We start from the raw sequence: 20,949 nt of genomic DNA on the forward strand, positions 1-20,949 counted from the left end.
GTACGAGATTCTCCTTTGGTGTTAAGAGCAACGGATTCTATTTTTTAAGCTCCTCCAAAATCTGTTTCTTAATATCCTCAACACCGATGCCGGTTAAGAATGAACGTGCATTAATGACCGGAAAGGGATAGCTCTCCTTCACGATTGTCGTTGTCACCAACAAATCGGCGGAATCTTTGTGGGACGGAATGTCCGATACCTTAACCTGTAAAACTTCAGCATCAATACTGTGTTCTCTACACATGTTTTCAATCGCATCATTAACAATCGTCGACGTTGCAATTCCAGCTCCGCATGCCACCAATACACGTTTTTTCATATTTTTTCATCTCCTTTTTCAGGCAACTCGAGAGCATGATTTAACATGGCAATGATTTTTGCTTTATCCTCCTCGGCAGCGAGATAGGATAGACACTCTGCGTTTTGAAAAACACTCATTAGCTTTTGCAAAAGCGAAAGTTGTGCATGATCCTCATCCATAGCCAACATAAAAACGAGTTTAACGGGGGTTGTGCGATCATCTTCACCCATGAGGACAAAGTGAACCGGTTCAGTGAGGACACCGACACTCAAACTTTTTTTATTCACATGTACTCTGTCGGTATGGGGGATCGCTACGGAAACCCCTTGGGTGGGAAGTCCTGTGGGATAGATCTTTTCCCGGTCAATGATAGCCTGAATGTAGCTTTCTTTTACCACTCCCTGTTCCCGCATGTTAGAAGCCATCAATGTTAAAACCTCTTCTTTTGTATTTGCTTTAATATTTTGCAAAATCAATGATTGATCAATCAACAATGTACTCATTTCCATGACCTCTTTTACGTCGTTTTATTTTCTGCCGCATGCGTTTCAATCAGAGAAGCCATATCTGAAACGGATTTTGCTTGGCGAATCGCAAGTGCTTTTTCCTTGTCCTGTGCCAGCTGCACCAGTTGTCGGAGTGCCTTTAAATGTTGATATTTATCCGGTGCGGCAATCACCACAATGGTGTGAATCACATGATTGCCCGCGTACCGAACACCTTCTTCCAATTGAAGAAGACTCATGGCCACACGATGAACACCTTTCTCCGGATCGGCATGCGGAATCGCAAACCCGGATCCGATGATGATATATGGATCCTGCTCCTCTAATGAATGGATTGCCTCGATATAAGAAGGCTGAATGCTCTGATTCGCAAGCAATGGGTCGGCGGCCATCTGCACAGCATCATGCCAGGATTCCGCCTTTCGCTTTTTCTGGATGGTTCCTTCATGCAAAAAGTCCGATAGTTCCGGTGTTTCCGCCTCCGGCCACGGCCCTGGAGAAGAACCGTTTTCCGGCTCGAGAAAGCGACCCAGCTCGACTGTTAAAGCTTTCTTATTCTTTATGGACGCATGTTTCCCGATAATCTGGATTAACTGATCAAGCTGTACATCCGTCGGAACAAATCCGCTGGTCTCGATCATCACTTGTTTTCGGAGACGATATTTTTCCCTTTCATCCATCAGGGGTGAAATGATGAACAACTTCTTTTCCGTTTCCACATAAACCGATGAGAAGACGATGTCATAAGATAGGGGGTAAGTCATAAACTCGCGGATCGACAAGGATTCCAGGAAAACAAATTCAGGAAACAACTCATTCAATTGACCGAACATCAGCCTTGAAATGGAAACTCCTTTTGGACAAACCACGACTGCCTTTATCTTTTTTTGCAAACTGTCCCCTTGTTTGGTTAGCCAACCGCCGAATAACATGCTTAAATACATCGCCTCATGTTCAGGAATCGGTTGACCGAAAAAATCCTGTAAAGGCTGGATCGCTTGTCGAGTAATATGATGGAGTTCGGAAAACTCGGAGCTGACGGTTTGATGCATTTCATGGACATCGGTTAAACGATATTTAATTCGATAATAAGCCGGTTTCATATGTAACATCAGTTTATTAAGCAATTGTTCCTTGTTTTTTAGAAAAATACAGGATCGTTTCTCAAATAATTCAAGCGTCTCTCCTAGGGCTTTCCTTAAATTCGGAATGAAATCCTCTGTCCAATTCTCAGAGAAGTATATATTGGTCGTCAGCAGATGAAGTGTGATAAAAAGCCGTTCCACATTCGGTATATATCCAACATCATTCAGAATGAGTTCTGTTGCACGGTACTCTTTGGTATCTGAAAGTTCATCGTAATGAACGTAGAAGGGTTCGATGGTTTTCTTTTGCTGGATCCGTTTCAGTGTGAGGGCAAGAATATAAGGCATGGATTCCATTTTGTCATCGGTAAATTTAAGCCCCAACTCGCTTTCTACGTCTTCGATTTTTTGGCGAAATCGATCAATCTCCCCCTCTGAAAGACCCGCCGCCATTTCCAGATAACGCTTTCCATTTGTCAAAGAAAGGCACTGGTTTATCGTTTTGATCAGCAACTGTCGTGTGGAAAACTCTTTTCCCTCGAGAAGATAACCATGAAGTCTGGAATACCGAATCTCAAGACCATATCTGTTCACATTCATTTGAGCCTTTTTTAAATCATTCAGGACTGTATTTTTGCTAAAATTCAATATACACGTGAAATGGAGAAGGGAAAGCTCTTCTTCACGGCTGAGCAACATGAGGAGGATGACAAGAACGCGTTCTTGCTCCGATGGTATGGTTCCTTGAACAGGGGCATGATCTTTGAGAAACGTGGAGACAAGTACAGGACTGATCTCAAATGTTCCTTGCCTCGTTCGCCCGATTTTGGGGAGGTTTTTTGAATCCAGCCAGTCATTGATTTTGTCGAAACTATATTTTAACTGCCTTCGATTCAAATCATGCTTACGCTGAAGATCATGACTCTTTAAGCCGGGATTCAAAACAACTTCATTCAGTAAATTGGTACTCCGGCGATCAAGATCCATGACGTTTTCCCTCCCTTCACCCATCATTGTAGCATCTAGGTTCACACCTTTGTATGCGTTTTCATCGCACTCTTTCGCTTTAAATTTGTCACACGTTGTGATCGAGCGGCGACTCGAGCCCGATGTCCAGAGCCATCTGTATCCAAATGAATGTAAAAAAGCCGGGATATTCCCGGCCCTCTTCTGCAATCAATTGAAAAAATGTGCCCCTTTAATCCCGACTCCAACTAAAGGGTTTATGGTTCACCTGATCTTTTTCAAGTAAAACGAGCAGTCCCGGCAGTAAAACCCCTCTGATGAGGAAGGTATCCAGTAATATACCGACAGCCACAATAAAACCAAAAACAAATAGTAATTGAATCGGCTGTGTCATTAATACGGCAAAGGTTGCCGCCAATATGACCCCGGCGGAAGAAATCACACCACCGGTATTAGCCACCGCCCTTTCTACCGATTTCTTAATGGAATGTTTTTTTCGTTCCTCCTGGAACCTTGAGATGAACATGATGTTATAGTCAATACCGAGAGCGACTAAGAAAACAAACGAATAAAGAGGTACACGGTTGCTGATGGTATCGATGTCAAAAAGCAGTTGCGTCAAAAACATGCCCAGACCTAAAGCGGCAAAAAAGGAAACCAAAATAGTCCCCATCATATAAACCGGCAGCTTAAATGATCGAGTGAGAACCATCAACATCCCAAAAATCAGAAGGGTTTCGAACAGTACAATGACAACCGTATCTTGATTGTTTATCGAACGGTCATCCACTTGGGCTGCTGTTTCTCCGGCAAAGTATAACTTGCCTTCCACATCACTGCTATCAACGATGGGCTCCGCGTGATGGATCATGTCTTCCATGGCATTGATGGTTTCCAACGCATATGGGCTTGCTTCAAAAGTCAGTCTGTAATTGATGACCCGGTTATTTTCAGCCGTGCCGTTGATTCGAACATTGCTGACAAGCGGTTGTTCAGCCAGTTCTTTTCTTAAACTCTCTTGTTCCTCCTTTGTCACGGTCTTCGATGATTCCAGAAGTATGGTGGAAGGCGCCAAGTCCCCCTTCGCAAATTGATCTCCTAAAATTTGATATCCTTGACGTGAAGGCATATCTTCGGGGAAAGACTGCATTGTGTCAAATTCATATTGCATATTGAACACGTTGCTAGCGGATGCAAGGAGTATAAGGCTGATGGCAGCCACTGACATTCCCGGTCTTTCGACGACGATCCGGCCTACTTTATTCCAGAAAGAATTTGTTTTGACCTTTGCGTCCCCGACTTTTGGCACCTTAGGCCAAAACGATTTTCTTCCGAATAGGATAAACAAAGCAGGGACCAGCGTCATGGATGCGAGCATGATGACAGCCATGGTTACGGCGAATGTAGGAGCGAAATTTCGATAATCACCCGATTGGGCAATAAACAAAACCAGCATGGCCGCCAGTACCGTCCCGCCGGAAAAAAATACCGGCATTCCTGTCTCACGCATCGCTCTTTTCATGGATTCAAACTTATCTTCGTATTCTTTGAGTTCCTCACGATAACGGGAAAAAATAAACAAAGAATAATCGATGACAGCAGCAAATAACAAAATGGACATGATGGAAATCGTTTGTCTGCTGAGTGCAAGCCCCGCACTACCCATGATTCCCAATAGCTGCATGACCCCTTCGTACACAAACGCCGCTGCCAAAAGTGGGATAAAAGCCAACAAAGGCGAACGATAAATGACCATCAACAGGACCAAAATCAGGATGATCGTTGATGCGATCAAAACGAAATCCGCTCTTGAAAAAAGTTCGAGAGAGTCTGTCGCAATCCCGGCTGGACCGGTTACATACAGATTTAAATTTGAGGAGCCTTCTACCACAGCCAGCAGTTGTTCGGTCGCATGTTTGATTTCCTGATTCTCCAATGACGGATGGAAGGATAACGGGATCAGGGCAGTCGTCTGATCATCGGAAAAAAAACCTGCTGCCGCCTCCGGAGGCAGGGATGACAAAGAAACGACTGGTTCCATCCCTTCTATATTTTCATTTTCGATTTGTTTTAAAACATTTTCCAAATCCTTGAATGCAATTTTGCCCTCCGTTGACTGAAACACCAAAATCGCCGGAGTTCCGTCACCTTCCTTAAAATATTGGTCCACTTTCTTTTGAGCGATCACAGACTGGGCATCTTCCGGCAAAGAATCAATACGGGTTACTTCATAATCTTTTGCACTGGGCGCAAAGACCGCCAGAAGCACAGTTACAACCAGCCAAATGGCTAAAGTCATCCACATTCCCTTTTTTGTAGCAATACGATCGGTGATAGCCTGTAAAAGGATCTTCATGTTTACCTCCTGTTTATATAGACTTAAAACATGAAATGTCCGATAAGCGAAAAAAGCTGATCCCTCGATCCCATACAGAATAATAATAAAAATACTGAGGAATTTTATGCCCTCAGTGTTGGAGCGGAATTTACAGTAACGCCGATGAAACCGCCCTTTTTTCCGCTTGTGTCCGGGCCCTTCATGGTGTGAACCTCAACTCGTATCTCTTAGCGCTTCCTTCAAAAGACCCTTTGTAACCCTTCTTTCTTGCTCTTCTTGTTGGTCCAATAAAAGTTGTTCAATCAACTCCCACACATCTTCCAACTTTCGCTTTCCTTGGTAAAATCGTAAGGCCATTGGATTCGGCGAAAAATGTTTATGTGTCCTTCGATATATACGCAAAAATTCACTATAGTACGGCTTGTAGACCAAGAACATCAAATCAGCTTCAACAGGTGCTAACCTCAACCCTTCCCAGTCAATCAACATCAATTGCTGCCCGGATTGCATCAAATTCCAATAGTGCAGATCCGTATGGCATAAGGCCCGTCTCAAATCACTATTTTTCAAGCGTACAGATAACTTATCAACGGTAATAACCAGATCATGGATCTGTTTCATGTAAGGATGAATCAACACCCTTATATCATTTGGTAAAGCGTCGCGCTCCTTGTTCAACGTTTGCTTCAATGATTGCAAAAACGGGACATCGAAATGATCTCTCAGATCATCCGTTTCCATGGGTATGTCTTCCCCATATACATGAAGCTCTGTTACGATGTTTGACAGTTGGAAAACTTGGTCATCGGTTAAGTCTCGATTCCCGATGGTTTCTCCTTTTATATAATCATACAGCAAATAAATCCCATACTCATCTTCACACTTGTAATCCCCGCCCCGGGTTAAGTGGGGAACGGGGATCTTGCCTTTCAAATTACTATGATGTATAAGCCACTCCATCACTGGAACATATTGATCAATCAGGGCTGTCAACTTCGGTGTGGATGCTCTGTTTTTTTCATATACCTTTAAGAAATAACAGGCTTTATAATCATATACTTGATAGGCGAGTGATGCCCATCCGCCCTGTTTCGGGAGGATGTTTTCGGCGTCTATATTATAATGCTTTTTCAACATCTTCCTCATTGAATGCATAATGGGTTTTTCCCCCTTTTTTGCATCGATTACACATGGAAATGGGAATCTCAATGTCCAATGCCATGACTCACGCCAAAAAAATGTTTCCATTGAGCTGAGAGAGCAAGATTCAAGTATTTTATCCACCATAACCTACCGGAAAAAGATGTGGAGATACTATGTAATCGGTTTTATATGGCTGATCAGACACGGTCGAGTCATCATGCTGGCTTGAATCTGTCTATTGTCAGAAGTTTGATGATAAAAATGAATGGGAAATGGACAGCTCAATTAAAGGACGAACAACTTACGATCACCTGTGAGTGGGAAAAGGATGTTTATTAATCAATGGGGGATACGCCTCGTAATCCTAAACCTGTGCTACTCGGAAAACATCAAACTGTTCCGCTTTAAAAAACGGTCTTCAAATGTCATGGGAACCCCTTTTCCATCCCTTTCCGCATGGATATGTAAATGCGGCTCTGATGTATTGCCGGAGTTGCCGACTTTGCCGATTGGATCACCGACCTCCACCGGCTCGCCTTTTTTAACAGCTACACTCCCGGGAATCATGTGAGCCATCAGAATATCGACCCCTTGGCAGCGGATGATGACATGGTTACCGGCCGCATGCTTCTTCCGATACTCCTGCGTCTTCTCACCCATTTCAAAAGGAACCATTTGTTTTAATCCATCCTTTGCTTCGGTCACCTTTCCTGTACAAGGACTATAAATGACGTCACCGTATATCACAAAGCGTTCCCATTCATCAGGGGCTAGGCCTGCGGCTCTTGTCCCGAAGCGGTTTAATCGGACGATATCCAAGGCAAAAGCTTGCGGTGGGTAAGCATTGTGATAATTAATCACCGTGGCATTCCCACCATGACCGGTATAATAAACGCCATCTTTTAAAGGAAATTGTAAACGAACGGGCTTCCCGTCATAAAAATAACCGCTCCATGCCGCCAGGACCGCCAGACCGAAATATGCGGAAAGAACCGTATATAATAAGAGTGATAACCTGTACCGCCATCTTTTTCGGGGACCCCGCCGGGGCAAATGTTTTACCTTGAAGTAAGACCGAAGGGCCATGATGAAGAATAGGACCATAACCATGATCCGCAAATAATAACTGAAGAAATCCCAGTGTCCGATAAAAAAAAGATAGATGGTGAACAATCCAACCATCACCGTATAAAGAAGCCATGATCGCCGACTCACAAATTTCCCACGCCACAGTTCAATAAAAAACAGAATCGGTACAATAACATACGCAAATGCCATGATCAAAATCATCATATTCATTGGGATCGCCTCACCCATTCAGAGATCACTCCTTGAATTCAAAGCATGATCTCGCACCCTTCAGGCAACTTCGTTCTGCTTTTATCCTCTGCCGGGGTAGTGGGTCGATGAGATATTAGCTTGGGAGATTCAATTGCCACGAAACGCCAAAACGATCGACGACCCAACCAAATTTTCGACTAAAGGAATAATCATCTAACGGCATGAGAACCTCTCCGCCTTCAGATAATTTTTCATACAGTCGGTTGATTTCCTCTTCCGTATCACACGTGATAAACAAGGAAAACGAAGGTGTAAACGTAAATTCATGCTTCACATGACTGTCAATACACATCAATTCCTGCCCCTTTATTGAAAAGGTCGCTTGCATCACACTTCCCTCTTCACCCGCTTCATTTGCTCCATAACGAGTGATACGGATTATTTTCGAATCCTCAAACAAAGAAGTGTATTCATTCATCGCTTCTTCCGCATGGCCTTGGAACATGAGGAAGGGTGTAACCTTTTTTATTATGAATCAACTCTTGATCGATGGTCAGTCGAGTAATGGAAAATAATAGTTTTCATGAAATTATTTTCGAATTTATATGGTAAATGATACCGGATTGATTCGATGAAGTAAACCATTTTATTTGGATCTAAAAAAAGGCTGTTGCTATGATGAACTCTAGCAACAGCCAAAAGACCATTTTATTCCCGCTGGACATGAGTCACATGAACGAAACGGTTTACTCCACAGTGACGCTCTTCGCCAAGTTGCGCGGTTTATCCACATCCAATCCCCGGGCGATACTGGTGTAATAGGCCAGGAGCTGGAGCGGAGTGACGGCGAGGACAGGGGTGAACAGGGGCAAAGTTTCCGGGATGGTGATCGTCTCATCCACGGATTTGGCCAATTCTGTGTCCCCTTCCAGGCCAAGGCCGAGCACGCGTGCGCCTCGGGCTTTCACTTCAATGATATTGGAGACCATCTTTTCGTAAACAGACGGTTGAGTGGCCAGAGCGATAACCGGTACACCGTCCTCGATCAGGGCCAGCGTGCCGTGTTTCAATTCCCCGGCGGCATAGGCGTCAGAATGAATATAGGAAATCTCCTTCAGTTTGAGAGAGCCTTCCTTGACGACAGCGTGATCCAATCCGCGGCCGATAAAAAACAGGTCCTCGTGCTCAGCGATGGATCGGGCAAAACGCTGGATCGCCTCCGGTGCATCCAGAATCCGTTGTACCTGCTCCGGCAGGGCGGAGATGGCCGCTGTCGCCCGTTTCAGCTCTTCCTCGCTCCAGGTGCCCCGAAGTCGGGCCAAGTAGAGACTGAACAGATAGATCGCAATCAGCTGGGTTGTGTAGGCCTTGGTGGAGGCGACAGCGATTTCCGGGCCGGCCCAGGTCATCAACACTTCGTCCGCTTCCCGGGCCACGCTGCTGCCGACAACGTTGGTGATGCCCAGCACCTTGGAACCCGCCTTTTTCGCTTCCCGCAAGGCGGCCAGGGTATCCGCCGTTTCCCCGGACTGGCTGATGACGACGACCAGGGTACTCGGTGTCAAAATCGGGTCGCGATACCGGTATTCCGAGGCCACGTCCACTTCAACCGGAATGCGGGCGACCTTCTCTACGACCGATTTTCCGATCAGTCCGGCGTGATAAGCGGTACCACAGGCGACAAAATGGATTTTATCGATTTGTTTCAGGTCATCGGATAAACCGGAGAGCTCCCAGGACAGATCGACGGAGTCGTCTTTAAGCCGTCCGGCCAAGGTGTCCCGGATCGCTTTCGGTTGCTCGTGGATCTCTTTCAACATGAAATGATCGTAACCGCCTTTTTCCGCCGTAACAGCGTCCCAGGTCACCCGAAGCATCTCCCGATTCACCGGTTGGCCGCCGGTGGTGGACAACTCCACCCCGTCCCGGGTGATGACAGCCATCTCCCCGTCCTCCAGCACATACACATTACGGGTGTGTTGCAGGATGGCGGGGATATCGGAGGCGATGAAGTTTTCCCCTTCACCCACCCCGACGATTAAGGGACTGGCCAAACGAACCGCCACCAGTTTATCCGGTTCACTAACGCTGGCGATGGCGAGGGCATAGGCTCCTTTCATACGGCGTACGGCTTTACGCACCGTGGACACCACATCCCCATCATCCAGGTCCGCCATCAAGTGGGCGATCACTTCGGTATCCGTTTCCGAAGTGAACGAATACCCCTTTTCCGCCAACTCTTCCTTCAGTTCCATATAATTCTCGATAATCCCGTTATGGACAACGGAAAACCGCCGCTGTTGATCCACATGAGGATGGGAATTTTCGTCGGAAGGTTTCCCGTGAGTCGCCCACCGGGTGTGGCCGACCCCGACTTCCCCGGACAGCGGAGATCCGTTCAGACGCCCTTCCAAGGCGGAAAGCGCTCCCTTGGTTTTTCGCACATTCAGCCGGCCGTCCTGGTAAACCGCCAATCCGGCGGAGTCATAACCGCGGTATTCCAGTTTGCGCAAACCTTCCAACAAGATGTTCTGGGCCTGTTTGGGCCCGATATATCCAACGATTCCGCACATTGGTTTCACCAAACCCCCTAAAAAAATCGGGGGCCGCCGCATTCAAGCATACCCGTTCCCTGAAAGCGGCGCCCCCGTCGTTGTTTTGTTTATCTGCACAGGGAAAATTGTGCCGCTTTCTCTTTTGCGGATATTGCATTCCGAATTCAAATCAAATGGGATCGTTTCATTTTCCGCTCATATCGTGCCGTATCCGCATCCGGAACGGGCTTCCAAATATTCGTCCCTTTGTCTATAAAACGCACCGCACCGAAACTTTTGTAGAACAGGTCGCCCCGCTCCTTTGTGTTTCGGCTCGTCGGCTCCGGTGCCGAGCCGGGAGGTATCCGCCGAAGACTCGATCGTCCTCCACCTCGTCAACTGCGGCCCAAGCCCGAGCCACAGTCCTGGCGCTTTACAACACGAAAAGCCCTTTTCCAACTTTTCACACACCACCTCCTTCAAAAAAGGACTCCTTTCCATCCTATGCAACAAAACTTCATTTGTAAAGGCAGAATTTATAAACGGGATCCGACCGGAGCTCTCCGGCCGGATCTCAGAGGGCCCCTCAATAACTACGCTTGTACGGCCAATTCATCCCGGATGACATCAGCGATCCGATGGACATGACGTTCCAGCTCAGTGGCGTCGGGGCCCTCTGCCATCACCCGGATCAGGGGTTCCGTACCGGAAGGACGAACCAGCACGCGTCCCTCACTGCCCAGCTCTTTCTCTACTGCCTCAATCTCCCGCTTGATCGCCGGATTCCGCTCCCACCCCTCTTTTTCACTGACCTGGACATTGAGCAGAATCTGCGGATATTTCCGCATCGTCCGAGCCAGTTCACTCAAGGTGATTCCTTTTTCCTTCACGACTCGCAAGAGCTGCAGTGCGGTCAACATCCCATCCCCTGTCGTGTTGTGATCCAGGAAGATGATATGGCCCGACTGCTCTCCTCCGAGGTTGTATCCCTCTTCACGCATCGCTTCCATCACATAGCGGTCCCCGACTCGTGTCTTTTTGGCTTGGATGTCCAGTTTCTCCAGGGCCTTGAAAAAGCCGATGTTGCTCATCACGGTGGTGACGACAGCGTTTCCCTTCAGTTCCCCTTTTTCCTTCATATAGCTTCCGCAGATACAAAGAATTTGGTCACCGTCCACCAGCTCCCCATTCTCATCGACGGCGATCAGGCGATCCGCATCACCGTCGAAGGCCAATCCCAGATGCGATTGGCGTTGAACCACTTCCCGCTGCAAACGTTCCGGGCGGGTAGAGCCGCATTGGACATTGATGTTGGTTCCGTCGGGATCGATATGAAGAGCGGTCACATCGGCCCCGAGGTCGCGGAGCAAGGCGGGAGCCAGCTGGGATGCGGCTCCGTTGGCGCAGTCAACCACGATATCCATCCCGCACAAGTCGGTCTGAATGGTGGAACGGAGATGAGACAGGTATAAACGGGAAGCGTCCAAGCGATCTTCCACCCGTCCGATTCCCGCTCCTTCGGGACGAGGCAACGAATCCGCCCCGCCATTCAAAAGCTCCTCAATCGCATCCTCCAACTCATCGGACAATTTAAAACCGTTGGATCCGAAAAACTTGATTCCGTTATCTTCAAAGGGATTGTGGGAGGCGGAAATCATGATTCCGGCACTCGCCTCCAACTCCTGTGTCAGATAAGCCACTCCCGGGGTGGAGATAACACCGAGACGCAGAGCGTCCACTCCGACGGAAAGCAGCCCGGAGATCAGGGCCGACTCCAGCATCTTCCCGGATAAACGGGTATCACGGCCCACCACCACCCTTGCTTTACCATCGGATGGCTGACGATCTTTCGTCAGGACATAAGCGCCAAAACGTCCCAGTTGATAGGCCAGTTCCGGGGTCAATTCCCGATTGGCCACTCCCCGGACCCCGTCTGTTCCAAAATATTTCCCCATGGTTTTCCTCCTCACAACGACTCTCTATCTGGATATGCGCACCTCTGCCTCGGGTGCTTCTCCCCTCAGACGAATATAGGTCGGCAGATTGACTTGCACTGGAACCTTGTGTTTTCCGGGGGACAGGTTGGACACATCGATATAAGCTTCCGCATCCGCCTTGCCGATCTTTTTCAGAAGAGAAGGAGCGCCGAACAGCGTCAAGTCAATGCTCTCATCACTGGCGATCTGAGCTGTGGATTCTTGTTCCAAACCTTTTACTTGAACAGGAACATCCCGCAGCTCCTTTTCCTCCCCTTTCACGATATCCACCGAAATCTCGACATTCTCCGGCTCCACTTTGACGGCACCGTCATCGATCGGCATCAGAAGTTTGTATGTGCGGTCGCTTTTGGCCTTGGACAGGTCCAACGGTGGCGCAGGATAGTATTCCAGCTCCTGGATGTATCCCTTGGACCCGTAAACCGTCACTTCGTCGGTGTCAAGGTTTACATCTTCGACGGCATAGCCCTTCGGCGGATTTCGGTCGATCTCCGCCTTGAGCGGGACGACCGTATTGGGACTGGCCACCGGCAAGGTCACATCCACGACTTCCGGTTTCACTTCCGCCTCGGAGATCGTTCCGTTTTCCCCGTATACTTGTAACGAGACAGACTGCTCAATCGTTTCCTTGGCTCCTTCAGCGTTGATAACCGCTTTCACAGCGGTTACCTGCTCCAGCAAAGACTCGGAGCCGCGAATCAGTACTTTGCCCGGCTGAGCAATGGGTTCACCCAACTTATAATCCTCGTCGGGGGTTCCGATCACCTCCACATCCACCGGCATTTCCTTTTGTTGTTTCTTCTCAATCACCACGTCCACTTTGCCCGGCCGAACATCCACATCCAGTCCCCGGGGCAGTCCGTCCACCTGAACCGGAATCCCTTTGTGGGAACCGGGCCCCAGCTTCCTCAGATCCACGTACGCTTCGTAACGATCCGGAGAAATCCGGTTGATGGCAAAAGAATCCCCCTGGACATAGAGATCCACCTGATCCGGCAGTTCCACAATCTCATACCGCCTCTCGTCGTATCGGGCTTCCAAGGTTACATTTTTAATCGTAGTGGATTCCCGGTCCCGGGGCAGGGGCAGAGAAGCATCGTTCACTGAAAACCACAACATGATCGCCAGGACGAGGGCTACCAGCTTGATCACGTTGTTGTTCTGCAGCCACTTATCCATTCTTCTCCCCCCTGCGATGCCAAAAACCCGTGTTTTTATCGGGGGGTTTCAGTTCTTCATACAACCGGGAAATTAGCTCTTCCTCCGTCAGCCCCCGCTCCAGCTTTCCGTAAATGGCCAGGGAAATGTGGCCCGTTTCTTCCGACACGATTACACTGATCGCGTCGGAAACTTCACTGATACCCATACCGGCCCGGTGACGAGTGCCCAACTCTTTACTGATAAAGGGATTCTCAGACAATGGCAGATAGCAACCAGCGGCTGTAATCTGTCTGTTACGGATGACAACCGCTCCATCATGCAACGGAGTGTTGGGCTCAAAGATATTGATCATCAGTTCGGAACCCAACTTGGCATCCAGCCGGATCCCTGTTTCAATGTAATCTGACAGACCCGTTTGGCGCTCGATCAGGATCAGTGCCCCGATCCTCCTTTTGGACAGATGGGAGACGGCTTTAACAATGTCTCCGACCATTTGAGTAATAACCTGTTCGTCTACCTGGTTATGCCGGTTAAAGATCCGTCCACGCCCCAACTGCTCCAAAGCGCGGCGCAACTCCGGCTGAAAAATGATGATGACCGTGATCACGCCTAAGGAAAAAAGGTTTTCCATCAGCCACTGCAGCGTCGACAACTGAAAAAAGCTGCTGATCATCCAAACAGCGATCACCACGGAGATACCCTTCAACAGTTGAACTGCCCGGGTCCCCCGCAGCAACATCAATAATTTATAGATGACATAGGTCACGATTAAAACATCAACGATGTCACTGATGTACTGAGCGATTCCGTCCATCACTTACACTGGGCCCCTCTCAGTCCGATCCTTTCCTTAGTATGCTTCCTCCGATCGTTTTTCCTTCCTTACCATCATTATGCGACAACAGCAGAAAAAAAGAAATGCCCCGACACGAAAGAAATTCTTTCGCGCCGGAGCCGCGGTCCTCATTCGCTACCGGAAATACCGATTCATAAAGGCAAATCCGAACCACAGCCAAAGGACAGTAGCCACGATCCCGCCAAGCCAATGGACAAAAGAAGGGCTTCCATAAAGGTAAGCGAAAATAAAAACCAACAACATAAGCAGTACGCGAATCGCTCTTCCCCTGTCCAATGGGAACCCAGACACTCCTTTCACCGGTGAGAATAGATGGATGGATAACGGCCTAACGGATCATGGTAAAAAGGAGGATGATCCAGGCGAAAGACCCTTCACATGGAAGCGGCCAACTGGTGCTTAAGGGCTTCTCTCCCTCGGTGAACCCGTGTCTTGACGGTATTGACAGGCAAATGCAGCATTCTGCCAATATCGGATAAGGGAAGATGACGCATATAACGAAGAAAGATGACGGACCGGTAATTGGGAGGAAGTTGTCCCACTGCCCGGAGTAATTCGGTGCGCCTTTCCCGCTTCAGCAGGGATTCCTCAGGAGTCTCGACAGAAATGGACAAACGCTGATACCAATCGTCACGAGTATCTGTGTCTACCGGGGAGTCCAGGTAAAAAACCGCTTTTTTCTTGCGAATCCGGTCGATGCACAAGTTGGAAGCGATCCGGTACACCCATGTGGAAAATTTGTGTCGACAGTTATAACGTTTCAAATGGACGTATACCCGCAGAATGGTTTCCTGGACGATATCCTCAGCTTCCTGAGCGTGATTCAATTTTTGATAAGCCAGCGAATAAACCCGTTGTCGATACGGTTGAACCAGTTTTTCAAAAGCCGGCCCAAGCTTTTCGGATCAGCTCCAATTCTTTCTTCTCCACTATTCTCCTCAATCCCTGGTCATGCTTGAGTTCCTCTGACAAAATATCTGAACCGGCGACACCCTTTTCAAAGAAAGAAAGCTTCCCGCAGGAAGCCTTTCGTGAGATGATGACGATCCGGCGACGCAGTTTCGGTTTCGCGCATTCCGTCCGGCGGTCATGTTCCCTGTGGCTTGGTTTGCTTCAGTACCTTTCCGGAACAGGGATATGCGCGTTTTTTCTACTGCTATTTTATCCGATCAGTCGTCAATTTTCTACATTTTCTCGTAAATGCTGGTGTTTTTGGTTCAAAAACAGACCAAAAAGACTATGCCTCACCTTGGATCTGTCTGACCATAGCTGGTGCCCGGGACGACCCTTAACCCGTATTACGTAACCCTGCCGCGATTCCATTAATGGTAAGCAACACTTGTGCCAACTGCTCATCATGGTTCGTGGAAGCCTCCGATTCGGATCGCATTTCTCCCAGAAGATAAACCTGGATATAGCTGAGGGGATCCACGTACGGGTTGCGCAGACGGATCGATTCCTGAATCACAGGGTTGTGATCCAGAATCTCATTCTGCCCTGTGATCGACAAAACCACTTGTTTTGTCCGCAGATATTCTTCTTCAATTCGTTGAAAGATCCGTCTTCTGACCTGTGAATCCCGGGTCAGAGTGGAATACTCCCGGGCAATCACCAGATCCGCTTTGGCCAGGGCCATCTGCAGGTTGTCGATTAAAGACCGGAAGAAGAACCAGGAACGGTACATTTCCTGCAGAGTTTCCAATCCGTTTTCCTTTTTGGCGATCATGCTCTGCAGACCGCTTCCCGCCGCATACCAAGCCGGAAACAGATTTCGGCTCTGCGTCCAGGAAAAAACCCAGGGAATCGCCCGCAAGTTTTCAAAGGCATGGCTGTTTTTGCGCCGGGTCGGGCGGGAACCGATCTTCAATTCCCCGATTTCCGGAAGGGGAGTCGCTTCATTAAAGTAAGTCAAAAAGTGAGGTTCTTCAAAGAGGAGCTCTTGGTATATCTTCAGAGAGTACTGCGAAATCTCCTCCAGCACTTCGATCCATTCGGCCTTTGGCGAACGGGTGGTTCCGGAAAAATTGGTCGCGGCGGAGGTGAGCAACGCCGAAGAAGCCTGCTCCAAACTGCGATAGGCGATGGGTTTCAGAGCATAGCGGGAAGAAAGGACTTCTCCCTGTTCCGTAATCTTCACACCGCCGCCCAGGGTTTCCGGAGGCTGAGCCTGAATGCTGAGATTCAGCGGTCCTCCCCCTCGTCCCAAAGCGCCGCCTCGTCCGTGGAAGAAACGGACACTGAGGCCGTATTCCCCGGACATCCGGTATAAGTCCTGCTGAGCCCGATACAGCTCCCAATTGGCGGTTAACATGCCGCCGTCTTTGTTGCTGTCGGAGTATCCCAGCATGATTTCCTGAACGGGATGATCTTTCGGACCGGCCGGTACGTAACAGGGATGGCGATAATACGCCTCCATGATCTCTTTGGCCCGATGCAAATCGTCAATGGTTTCCAGTAGGGGAACCACATGGAGGGAAGAGCTCTTTTCTCCTCCTGTCTGGCGATAAAGGCCGACCTCTTTCGCAAAGAGGACCACTTCTAACAAGTCGCTGGTTCCCCGGGTCATACTGATGAGATAATTTCGGATCGATTCATCCCCGAATTCCTCTTTAGCCCGAACAATCGTGGCGAAAAGATCCAGACATTTTTTCGTATCCTCGGAGAATGTCATAAAAGAGGAGGTTAAAGGACGAGGATCCGCCAACAGTTCTGTGAGAAGGGCGATTTTCTCCTCCTCCGACAGTTCGGCATAGTTGTCAGAAATCCCTAAGGAAGCGAGAATTTCCGTCAGGGCACTCTCATGCTCCCCGCTGTCCTGACGAATATCCAGGGTAACCAGATGAAAGCCGAACAGCTCCACCTGCCGAATCAACAAAGCCAGGTCGGAATCAGCGATTGCTTGGGCTTGATGGGTTCGAAGGCTCCGGTCGATAACCCGCAGGTCCTCTAGGAAATCCTCCACATTTACATAGATTCCACGTTCTTTTTGTCCGAGGCGGGTGTGCCGCAACCGCGCCCATATATAGGTGCATTTTTTGCGATAGGGCTCATCATCATTTCTCCATTCCCCTTCACCGGCATCCTCCCGAAGAATCACTTCTGTCTCATCCCGTTCCAGAGACTGAAGCAGTTCTTCGGAAACATCGACAATCCGGGTGGAGTGACTCAGCTTTTTAATCAAGTTTTCCAGTGACTGTTCGTATTTACAAATAACCAGGTTCCGTTGCATCTCCAGGGTCTTCCAGGTCACTTCAGGAGTCACCCAGGGGTTTCCGTCCCGGTCTCCCCCGATCCAGGAACCGAATTTCAAATAGCTGGGAACATGCCAATCCCGTTCCGGAAAATGACGGGACAAAGCATTTTCCATTTCCCGGTGAACCTCCGGCAGAACATCGAACAGCGTTTCATCCAAATAATAAAGACCGTTTCGGACCTCATCGGTTACTGTCGGCTTCCGATGACGCAGTTCATCGCTCTGCCACAGGGTAAGAACCTCGCCCAGGAGCTGATCCCGGATGTCTTCCTTCTCTTCTTCAGTCAGCAACGGATGATCCAAACGGGCGACATCCTCCGCGATGCGGTGGTGAATATCCAGGGTTGTCCGGCGCATGGCTTCGGTGGGATGAGCCGTAATCACCAATTCCAGCGAAAGATGTTGCAAGATCTGTTCCACTTCATCGGCAGTCATCCCTTGCTCTTTCATGCCGCGGACCGCAATTTCAATGGAATAGGGTTGTGCGCGGTCGCTCCCGGCCCGTCGGTATTCCCGATGTCGACGGATTCGGTGATTTTGCTCGGCAATGTTGACCAGTTGGAAATAAAGGGCAAAGGCCCGGATCACATCCCGCCTCATTTTCGGGGACAACTCTCGGATCCGTTTTTTGAACCGATCCAGTTGTTCTGGCTCGTAAGAATGGCGAATCTGTTTGGTGCACTCGCGGATCTCTTCGACCCGATCCAATAATTCCTGGCCGCCCTGCTTTACTAGGACTTCACCCAGGATATTCCCCAGAAAACGGACATCCTTTCGCAGTGGGAGATCTTTTTCCAACTCGGGAGTACGTAGATTGTTACTCATGTAAGAAGATCACCTCTTCCATTGATTTTTCCAACCGATCTTTTCCTTTGATCCGAAAATTCCATCGATTCGCGAAATAAGGTCTGATCTCCGACGAAACGGATGAAAAAACGAGTACCGGAATAAACATGCCTTTCGGTTGATTATATCAGATATGAAAAGTGAAGAAATCCAGTCAACAGTACGGAATACGGCCTTCTCGAACGATCTGTCCCTATGGATGCGCTTACAACGGTTGAATACTTAAAAACCGACCTTTTCAGTCGATTTAAAGGGTCTATCAAAAAGCTGAGCGATTTGCGGTCACACTGAAGCCGCAAATCGCTCAGCTCATCGACGAACGGTACCAAAGAGAGATGTTCTCTTTCGTGTCAAAAGCCTCCTACGAAAACGCTTTCCTCTCCCTTTACAAGGACGAGTGTTATAAGGTCTTTTCCCCAAACACGGATCCGATCAGGGCGACAGCCATATTGGCCGTTTTATTTTCCGTATCCAGAATCGGATTGACTTCAACAAATTCGGCCGAAGTAAGCACTTCCGATTCTGCCAATAATTCCATTGCCAGATGGCTTTCCCGGTAAGTCATGCCACCTGCCACCGGAGTTCCGACTCCCGGTGCTTCATTGGGGTCGATCCCGTCCAAATCCAAACTAAGATGGACACCGTCCGTTCCGTCGGATACGATTTTAAGCGTCTCCTCCATGATGGGTCCCATGCCCAAACGGTCGATATCATGCATCGTAAAGACTTTGATTCCCCGATCCCGGATGAGTTTTCGTTCACCCTCGTCCAGTTGACGAGCACCGATGATAACGATATTTTCCGGCTGTACTTTGGGCTGAAATCCGCCGATCTCTACCAGATCCGGATGGCCTAGTCCAAGGCTGACTGAAAGAGGCATACCGTGAATATTTCCGGAAGGGGAAGTTTCCGCCGTATTCAAATCACCATGGGCGTCAAACCAGATCAAGCCCATTTTTTTGTGATGTTTGGCGACACCGGCGACCGTTCCGATCGCGATACTGTGGTCCCCACCGAGAATCAGGGGAAAACGCCTCCGGTTTTTAATTTCGGATACTTGATCGGCCAATTCCCGATTAACCGAAGCAATCTCCCGTAGATATTTGAGCTGTTGCTGTCCCACGGAATACGATTCAGGTGTGGGGACTTGAAGATTCCCCAAGTCTTCCACTTCATAACCCAGGGAGTTCAGTTTTTCTTTGACCGAAGCATAACGGATGGCGCTGGGGCCCATATCCACACCCCGTCGATCCGCTCCCATGTCCATCGGTACCCCGATCATCGAAATCGGCTGGTGATTCTTCTCCACGTTGAATCCCTCTTCCTACTTAAACTTGATTCTTTCTCTCTTCATTTTATCATAGGAACTCGCTATTTTTCGGCAAAAAAGCTATATTTCACACCAAAATAGCTAATTTCTCATTCATATAAGTAAAACTGATTAATATTAAGGAATAATGAATATATAGAAAGATAAAGGATTTGATTGATGATGACAACCAGTACAAATCGGCCCATTTGCTCACCGAAGAACGGTTTTTCCCTTTTACCTCCAACGAAGAGATGTATGGATATTCAGGATGGACGTGCTTACACGATCCCTTTACAACATCGTCAGGGATGGAATACGGGGAAAATCTGTCACAACAAAAAACACCTGTCTTATGACAGGTGTTTTGCCTTGGAGCGGAAGACGGGATTCGAACCCGCGACCCTCGCCTTGGCAAGGCGATGCTCTACCCCTGAGCCACTTCCGCATGTTTATATGTACAGGATGGTGGGTCATGCAGGATTCGAACCTGCGACATCCTGATTAAGAGTCAGGTGCTCTGCCAGCTGAGCTAATGACCCGAATCACGGGTGCATAAAGGAAAACATGGTGAGCCATGCAGGATTCGAACCTGCGACACCCTGATTAAAAGTCAGGTGCTCTGCCAACTGAGCTAATGGCTCGTATTGGCTGGGGCGGCAGGGATCGAACCTGCGCATCACGGAGTCAAAGTCCGTTGCCTTACCGCTTGGCTACGCCCCATTGTGGTGGAGGGAGTAGGATTCGAACCTACGAAGGCAGAGCCGGCAGATTTACAGTCTGCTGCGTTTGGCCACTTCGCTATCCCTCCGAATGTTTTTATAATGGTGGACGGTGCAGGGCTCGAACCTGCGACCCCCTGCTTGTAAGGCAGGTGCTCTCCCAACTGAGCTAACCGTCCAATCAATCTGGTGACCCGTAGGGGATTCGAACCCCTGCATGCCAGCGTGAAAGGCTGGTGTGTTAACCGCTTCACCAACGGGCCGTGTGGAGCTCCCAACCAGGCTCGAACTGGTGACCTCTTCCTTACCATGGAAGCGCTCTGCCGACTGAGCTATGGGAGCAAGTGGCTCCTCAGGCAGGACTCGAACCTGCAACCTACCGGTTAACAGCCGGGCGCTCTACCAATTGAGCTACTGAGGATTATTTGTGTCGTTTCCGACGACAACTATCAGTATACAATGTTAGTGATCAGATATCAAGGTGTTTTTTTGCGGTAATTTCTCCCTGAAAAAGATAAATGTTCGCCTGGCGACGTCCTACTCTCCCGGGGGCGAAAGCCCCAAGTACCATCGGCGCTGGAGGGCTTAACTTTCGTGTTCGGGATGGGAACGAGTGGATCCCCTCCGCCATCATCACCAGACGTTTGATGC

The 20,949-nt window shown here is 48.8% G+C and carries 14 protein-coding genes, 9 tRNA genes and 1 rRNA gene; all 24 read right to left on the reverse strand.

The genetic code is table 11. The annotated features are described in order from the left end of the window. Positions 1-37: 37 nt before the first annotated feature. Positions 38-319, reverse strand: coding sequence for a PTS sugar transporter subunit IIB (locus CHM34_RS14845; protein ID WP_094265388.1), 282 nt, complete (start codon positions 317-319; stop codon positions 38-40). Next, positions 316-804 (reverse strand): PTS sugar transporter subunit IIA, encoded by a 489-nt coding sequence (locus tag CHM34_RS14850; RefSeq protein ID WP_094265389.1) that lies wholly within the window; start codon positions 802-804, stop codon positions 316-318. Before CHM34_RS14850 ends, CHM34_RS14845 begins: the two co-directional genes overlap by 4 nt. A 14-nt stretch (positions 805-818) precedes the next feature. Beyond that, the gene (locus tag CHM34_RS14855) at positions 819-2,879 is read right to left on the reverse strand and encodes a BglG family transcription antiterminator (protein ID WP_169713764.1); all 2,061 of its coding nucleotides are present in this window, start codon (positions 2,877-2,879) and stop codon (positions 819-821) included. 211 nt (positions 2,880-3,090) lie between these two features. Continuing rightward, the gene (locus CHM34_RS14860; RefSeq protein WP_094265391.1) at positions 3,091-5,214 is read right to left on the reverse strand and encodes an MMPL family transporter; all 2,124 of its coding nucleotides are present in this window, start codon (positions 5,212-5,214) and stop codon (positions 3,091-3,093) included. Positions 5,215-5,409: 195 nt separating this feature from the next. Next, entirely contained in the window at positions 5,410-6,351 is a 942-nt protein-coding gene (locus CHM34_RS14865) for an aminoglycoside phosphotransferase family protein (protein ID WP_094265392.1), read from the reverse strand. Positions 6,352-6,714: 363 nt separating this feature from the next. Beyond that, complete coding sequence (locus CHM34_RS14870; protein ID WP_240512044.1) at positions 6,715-7,554, reverse strand: M23 family metallopeptidase; 840 nt, start codon at positions 7,552-7,554, stop codon at positions 6,715-6,717. 199 nt (positions 7,555-7,753) lie between these two features. Beyond that, positions 7,754-8,149 carry a VOC family protein gene (locus CHM34_RS14875; protein WP_094265393.1) on the reverse strand — a complete coding sequence of 132 codons (396 nt, stop codon included), beginning with the start codon at positions 8,147-8,149 and terminating at the stop codon, positions 7,754-7,756. A gap of 217 nt (positions 8,150-8,366) precedes the next feature. Then, a complete protein-coding gene (gene glmS / locus CHM34_RS14880) occupies positions 8,367-10,193 on the reverse strand; it encodes a glutamine--fructose-6-phosphate transaminase (isomerizing) (protein ID WP_094265394.1) in 1,827 nt (608 codons plus the stop codon). Positions 10,194-10,747: 554 nt separating this feature from the next. Then, positions 10,748-12,109, reverse strand: coding sequence for a phosphoglucosamine mutase (gene glmM, locus CHM34_RS14890; RefSeq protein ID WP_094265396.1), 1,362 nt, complete (start codon positions 12,107-12,109; stop codon positions 10,748-10,750). Positions 12,110-12,133: 24 nt separating this feature from the next. After that, positions 12,134-13,330 (reverse strand): CdaR family protein, encoded by a 1,197-nt coding sequence (locus tag CHM34_RS14895; RefSeq protein ID WP_094265397.1) that lies wholly within the window; start codon positions 13,328-13,330, stop codon positions 12,134-12,136. After that, positions 13,323-14,126, reverse strand: coding sequence for a diadenylate cyclase CdaA (gene cdaA / locus CHM34_RS14900; protein WP_094265419.1), 804 nt, complete (start codon positions 14,124-14,126; stop codon positions 13,323-13,325). Before cdaA ends, CHM34_RS14895 begins: the two co-directional genes overlap by 8 nt. A gap of 416 nt (positions 14,127-14,542) precedes the next feature. Beyond that, positions 14,543-15,043 carry a sigma-70 family RNA polymerase sigma factor gene (locus CHM34_RS14910; RefSeq protein ID WP_094265399.1) on the reverse strand — a complete coding sequence of 167 codons (501 nt, stop codon included), beginning with the start codon at positions 15,041-15,043 and terminating at the stop codon, positions 14,543-14,545. A gap of 413 nt (positions 15,044-15,456) precedes the next feature. After that, a complete protein-coding gene (ppc, locus tag CHM34_RS14915) occupies positions 15,457-18,246 on the reverse strand; it encodes a phosphoenolpyruvate carboxylase (protein WP_094265400.1) in 2,790 nt (929 codons plus the stop codon). 421 nt (positions 18,247-18,667) lie between these two features. Further along, positions 18,668-19,549, reverse strand: coding sequence for an arginase (gene rocF / locus CHM34_RS14920; RefSeq protein ID WP_094265420.1), 882 nt, complete (start codon positions 19,547-19,549; stop codon positions 18,668-18,670). A gap of 400 nt (positions 19,550-19,949) precedes the next feature. Continuing rightward, a tRNA-Gly gene (locus CHM34_RS14925) sits at positions 19,950-20,024 on the reverse strand. Positions 20,025-20,042: 18 nt separating this feature from the next. Next, a tRNA-Lys gene (locus tag CHM34_RS14930) sits at positions 20,043-20,118 on the reverse strand. Positions 20,119-20,144: 26 nt separating this feature from the next. Continuing rightward, positions 20,145-20,220, reverse strand: a tRNA-Lys gene (locus CHM34_RS14935). 4 nt (positions 20,221-20,224) lie between these two features. Next, a tRNA-Gln gene (locus tag CHM34_RS14940) sits at positions 20,225-20,299 on the reverse strand. A 3-nt stretch (positions 20,300-20,302) separates the two neighbouring features. Further along, a tRNA-Tyr gene (locus CHM34_RS14945) sits at positions 20,303-20,387 on the reverse strand. Positions 20,388-20,401: 14 nt separating this feature from the next. Further along, a tRNA-Val gene (locus CHM34_RS14950) sits at positions 20,402-20,477 on the reverse strand. Positions 20,478-20,485: 8 nt separating this feature from the next. Next, positions 20,486-20,561, reverse strand: a tRNA-Glu gene (locus tag CHM34_RS14955). A gap of 3 nt (positions 20,562-20,564) precedes the next feature. Continuing rightward, positions 20,565-20,640 (reverse strand) — tRNA-Thr (locus CHM34_RS14960). Positions 20,641-20,643: 3 nt separating this feature from the next. Beyond that, a tRNA-Asn gene (locus CHM34_RS14965) sits at positions 20,644-20,719 on the reverse strand. 103 nt (positions 20,720-20,822) lie between these two features. Next, positions 20,823-20,939: ribosomal RNA gene (gene rrf, locus CHM34_RS14970) — 5S ribosomal RNA — on the reverse strand. Positions 20,940-20,949 lie beyond the last annotated feature (10 nt).

The sequence above is a fragment of the Paludifilum halophilum genome, assembly GCF_002245355.1.
In the GTDB taxonomy this organism is placed as follows: domain Bacteria; phylum Bacillota; class Bacilli; order Thermoactinomycetales; family DSM-45169; genus Paludifilum; species Paludifilum halophilum.